General features: G+C 44.6%; 6 protein-coding genes. 5 read left to right on the forward strand and 1 reads right to left on the reverse strand.

Going from position 1 to position 5,344, the window contains the following annotated elements; all coding sequences use genetic code 11:
- The 5 genes from RMO35_RS17900 to RMO35_RS17920 all read left to right on the forward strand — a co-directional run.
- Positions 1-740 (forward strand): DUF4419 domain-containing protein (locus RMO35_RS17900; protein WP_309742771.1); only part of this gene is annotated, 740 nt, incomplete at its 5' end.
- A 69-nt stretch (positions 741-809) separates the two neighbouring features.
- Positions 810-3,368: a sigma 54-interacting transcriptional regulator gene (locus RMO35_RS17905; protein ID WP_309742773.1), complete on the forward strand. Its 2,559-nt coding sequence runs from the start codon at positions 810-812 to the stop codon at positions 3,366-3,368.
- 69 nt (positions 3,369-3,437) lie between these two features.
- Complete coding sequence (locus RMO35_RS17910; RefSeq protein WP_309742775.1) at positions 3,438-4,148, forward strand: biopolymer transporter ExbD; 711 nt, start codon at positions 3,438-3,440, stop codon at positions 4,146-4,148.
- Between the two features lie 11 nt (positions 4,149-4,159).
- The gene (locus RMO35_RS17915) at positions 4,160-4,321 is read left to right on the forward strand and encodes a hypothetical protein (RefSeq protein WP_309742777.1); all 162 of its coding nucleotides are present in this window, start codon (positions 4,160-4,162) and stop codon (positions 4,319-4,321) included.
- A 95-nt stretch (positions 4,322-4,416) separates the two neighbouring features.
- A complete protein-coding gene (locus RMO35_RS17920) occupies positions 4,417-4,758 on the forward strand; it encodes a type II toxin-antitoxin system PemK/MazF family toxin (protein WP_309742779.1) in 342 nt (113 codons plus the stop codon).
- A 110-nt stretch (positions 4,759-4,868) separates the two neighbouring features.
- Here RMO35_RS17920 and RMO35_RS17925 read toward each other — a convergent pair whose 3' ends face one another.
- Positions 4,869-5,186: a hypothetical protein gene (locus RMO35_RS17925; protein ID WP_309742781.1), complete on the reverse strand. Its 318-nt coding sequence runs from the start codon at positions 5,184-5,186 to the stop codon at positions 4,869-4,871.
- Between the last annotated feature and the right edge of the window lie 158 nt (positions 5,187-5,344).

Raw genomic sequence — 5,344 nt, forward strand, 5'->3', positions numbered from 1 at the left:
GATCGCACTTTGTAAAACATCAAGACAAGGTAAAAATTGTAGTTGTCGATAACGATCTGGTTAAGGGAAAGCAAACTAATGACTGGACTAAGATATTTACAGAATTTTCAACCTCAATTCGTCAACATATTGGAAGTGAAACTCACGATCTATTAGTGCCAACATTTTCAACAACTGGTGTGGTAGAAAAAGCCGCCTCGGAAATCGTACTATTAGAGGCAATGCAATCTTACTTTGAGTTGGAAGTCGATACTTTGTGCGGGATTCCCCAAATTCAATTAGAGGGTACCATTGCTGATTGGCAACAGCTACTAGAACGAACCGCACAAATCGATCGGTTTCAACTTGAGTGGTGGGTTGATGCACTCATCCCGATTTTAGAACAGTTTATTTTGACAGCGCAAGGCAAACCAGATCGAGATTTTTGGCGATCGATGTATAAATATAATGATGATAGCGGTGATGCGATCGTCAGTGGCTGGATTACGCGATTTTTTCCATACTTAAATAACGAACGATCTATGCCTGTATCGATTCTGAAGCAGCAGTTTTACCAAAACAAGGAAATTCAAATTAGTTCATTTACTAGCGGATTGGCAAAAGCTCCCTTTGTCTGGAAATATCTCGATCGCAATTATTCAATGGAATTTATCGGTGGATTTGTAGGAGTCAAACAAGATCGAAACAGTTTGTTTCTACGCCCTGAAATCGGCTGGATAGTTAGAGAATTAAAAACATAAAATTATCGGATTCTTTCTGGCTATGCAGGGTAAACTGATAACTAACGATCGATAGGTATCTCCCGCAACATGTCTACAGCAACATTAGCGAACTGGTTGGCAGCATCTACCGAGCTGGGCATGTTACCAAATGATGTCCTCGAATCGATCGCGAGTGAATTGGTAGAATTATCGGTACCCGCAGGTTGTCGAGTCACGTTGGAAGATACGCCTGTAACTAAGCTCTATATCCTAGTGTCGGGGCAAGCCGAGCGGTATCGTCGCCAAAAAGCCGGATTGATGTGGGCGACGGGTTTATTACCGGGTGCGGTGGTGAATTTATCGGCATTGCAGCGCGGGCAATTAGCCGATAGTCGGATTGTGACGATTACGGAGTGCCAGTTTCAGACGATCTCTGCTGACAGGTGGCAAGCATTAGTTGCCACCTATCCCCAAATTACCGCCGCTTACGCCGAGCGCCTTGCCGACAAACTGACACAGCTCGAAGGTGAAATCGCCTTCGAGCAAGACAGACAAGCCGCTTTGCGGACTTATTTAGTGCCCCAAGCCAAGCGGGGGATTATTGGCAGCAGTCGGTATGCTGTCAAGTTGCGCCAGCAAATTCGCACGGCGGCTAGTGACGATCTGGCGGTACTGATTTCTGGCGAACCAGGGTTAGAAAAAGATAATATTGCCGCGCTGATTCACTTTGGTTCCAGTCGTCGCCGTCAACCGATTATCAGTCTCAAAAGTGCCCTAATTACTACCACTGGTGCAGAATTATTCGGGCGCGTGGGCGGTAAGCCAGGGTTATTAGAGTGGCTGGGTGAAGGGACGTTAATTTTAAATGACGTGCAAGAATTACCACGCGAATTGGTACCGCAAATCGAGCAATTATTAACCACTGGCACCTATACGCCAACTGCTCGGGAGGGACAAACGCCACTCTCACCGCGCCCTAGTAATGCGCGGCTGATTCTCATCTCTGAGAGCACTCAACCGACGTTTAATAAGGTTGTCAAACATCAGATCAAAGTCCCCGGATTGCGGGTGCGGAAAGCCGATTTAGAGGCACAGGTAAACTACTATATCAACATCGTGTGTCGGCAAACCAAGGTAGCCCAGCCGCAAGTGACACCAGAAGCAATTCGGCGGTTACAGGCTTATGATTTCCCAGGTAATTTAAAAGAATTGCAGGGGATGGTCGATCGAGCCTTAGTGCAAGCGCAAGGTAGTAAACTCCTAACGGAGGAAGTATTTTGGGCACAGGCGGCAAAGAAACAATTATTCCGCCTCAATTTATTAAATGCTTACCCCGGATTGCGGCGGTTTTTAAATACCGATTGGTATCCCGATCGAATTAATTATGGTTTTACAGCTTGGGTATTTCCGATTGTAGTTTTAATTCTATTTCTTGCCCCGCAAGATCGTCAACACAATTTCGCACTCAATCTATTTTGGGCATGGTGGTGGCCGTTAATTTTATTATTATTCCCGATTATTGGAAGATTGTGGTGTGCGTTTTGTCCATTTATGATTTATGGCGAAATCGTTCAAAAATTATCACTCAAACTATTTCCCAGGACGCTCCAAAAGTGGCCGCGTGAAACTGCTGAAAAATGGGGTGGCTGGTTCTTATTTGGTTTATTTGTCCTCATTTTTCTGTGGGAAGAACTATGGCATCTGGAAAATACAGCCTATTTATCTAGCTGCTTACTACTGCTGATTACAGCGGGAGCGGTAATTTTTTCTCTCATCTTTGAACGCCGCTTTTGGTGTCGATATTTGTGTCCAATCGGTGGGATGAATGGTTTATTCGCTAAACTATCGATCGTCGAACTCCGCGCTCAACAAGGTACCTGTGCGGCAGAATGCACTACTTATCACTGTTATAAAGGTGGCGTTGGTTTTGGCGAGGGACAGACTACTAATGGCTGTCCGATTTATTCCCATCCCGCCCAATTAACCGATAACAAAGATTGTGTATTGTGCATGACTTGTCTCAAAGCTTGTCCCCATCGATCGGTAGAATTAAATTTGCGTCCACCCGGAATCGAACTGTGGACGACACACGTCCCTCATGCTTATGAAGTAGCTTTATTATTTCTATTATTAGGTGGTGTTTATCTCCACCGCTTACCAGAACTCAATCGCTTATTGAACTTACAAATAGATTTAAACCAATTCTTCCCACATCTAGGATTCTCGATCGCGGCAATTATAATTCCCACTTTAATTCCCCTAGTAGCCTATGGCATCATGCAAGGACTACATCGACTAAGCAAATTAGAATTTATCCCCTTGAAAATTTATAAACCGCTGCCGTTTACCACACTTGCTTATGGTTACTTACCCTTAGTTTTAGGTGCAAACTTAGCCCACTATTTTAAATTGGGTTTAGCAGAAGGCGGACAAATTATTCCGATTACCTTTGCCACCTTCGGACAGATAAATGATAACTTGCCGAGCTTTATCGCTCACCCTGCTGTCATTGCTTTTCTCCAAGGGATGACGCTAGTTTTGACATTGGTAGTAACGATCTTTCTCACTCAGAAAATTGCCAAACGATCGCTCCGATCGCTCATTCCTCAACATCTAGCTAGCGTCTGTCTAATTATAACTCTCTGGATCTCGATCGTTGGTAATTAAGAAATATCGACTCGATCGATTGTAAAATCAGCTAATATTAATTTGTTGCTGACGATCGATTCCCAACTTATGAAGATAAATCCTGCTCCAACAGAAGACCCCAGAATTGAGCTAGTACCGCTGATTGATGTCATCTTTTGCATTTTGACATTTTTCCTATTAGCGGGGCTACAGGTAGCCAGACAGCAGGCAATTAGCGTCGATATTCCCAAAGCTAGCAGCGGTACGCCAGCGGCGCGAGAATTACTAATGGTCAGTCTCAGTGATGCGGGGCAATTATTTCTCGAACAGCAACCGATGGCACCCGGACAATTGATCGAAGCTGTCAAACAATACCGTCAAGCCCGTCCCAATAGCTCGATCGTCCTGTACGCGTCCAAACAGGTCACTTACAATAAAGTTGTCGAAGTCCTCGATGCGCTCCGTGGCGTTGCTGGAGATCGCGTCGCGTTAGCAACTTTACCCGCCAATACCACCGCGCCGACACCCCCAATCCTGCCGCCACCTGGATACTACCCCTACACCCCCTCTCCAGGCGGCGCAACTCCTTACAATCCCGCTCAAGGTGTCAACCCGACTACCACACCACCTAGTGTTGCGACACCACCGACAGGAATTACGCCACCAACGCAAGCCACTCCTAATGTTGTGACACCACCGACAGGAATTACGCCGCCAACGCAAGCCACACCAACTACCCCCAGCCAAACTCCCGCCACAACTCCCACAACTCCAACCCCCAGCAAATCGCCTACAGCAACTCCAACTAAATCGCCTTAAACTGGTTAAAAATGGAAACTACAGAAATCATTAAAGCATTACCGACACTTTCGATCGATGAACGATTGACGATCGCGACTATTGCGCTCAATTCGATTGAGACTCAAAAACAGGTGATGAGTGAGCGTCAATTAGAACAGCAATTAAAAATAGCGGCTAACTTAGCATTATAAGATTACGTCAACGACCCAGAGTTAACTATTTTTACTAGTCTTGATGGCGAAGATTTTTTGGAATAGTTAAAACGGCTATAACTTGAGGAAAGTAAATGCTCAGAGGTGAAATCTGGTTAGTGAATTTAGCACCAACAGTCGATAGTGAAATTAGAAAGACGAGACCTTGTGCGATCGTTAATGATGATGCAATTGGGGTATTACCATTGAAAGTTATCGTACCTATTACTGATTGGAAAGAAGCATTCAGTATTAGACCGTGGATGGTCGGAATCGAACCAACTCACGAGAATGGATCGATAAAATCATCTGCGGCTGACACGTTTCAAATTAGATCGGTTGCTGAAAGTAGATTGGTTAGGAAAATTGGGAATATTAGTGATGAAAATCTAGTGTCGATCGAGAAGGCATTGACTATCGTTCTCAAGCTTCGCTAAATGAGATCGAGTTAAATTCGTTCGGAAGAGAACAGACCTGAAAAGCTTACTCCCATATACGCTTAAATGGCGGGCATTGCCTACTTTACTCTTATTGTCTCTACTGACAATCATCCACAATAAAAAGTGTATCCGACGTCGCGAGGTGCTTCAGGAAACATTTCAGGAATTAGTTGACACGGTAACTGCCCATAACAAAAATCACATACAAAATCTGTAAAATCACGCCCGATTTTTATTGGAATATCGCCATCAGGAACATCTTGACTATACCAGTAAATATCATAAGAATCATCATTAGGGTTGTAGGTTCTGAGATCCCAGAAAACAACATATTCGCTGTTGTAATTTCCAAATATAAGTGAAGATTTGAGTAACTCAATATAGCTTTCATCATCCCTATCTTCAGAATCTTCAGGCGCTGTCAAGGTCACTGACGATCTATGCTGCACTCCATAGTTAATTCTCCCAATCATATACTCTGCTGTGTCTCGCCATTGAAGTATTCGCGCTTCACCGTATAGCCGGCGACGACGGTGCGCTTAGCCCACTCGCGCGCGAACTGGTAGGGCGTCTGCGCGCTGAC

Source organism: Chamaesiphon sp. OTE_20_metabat_361 (assembly GCF_031364565.1).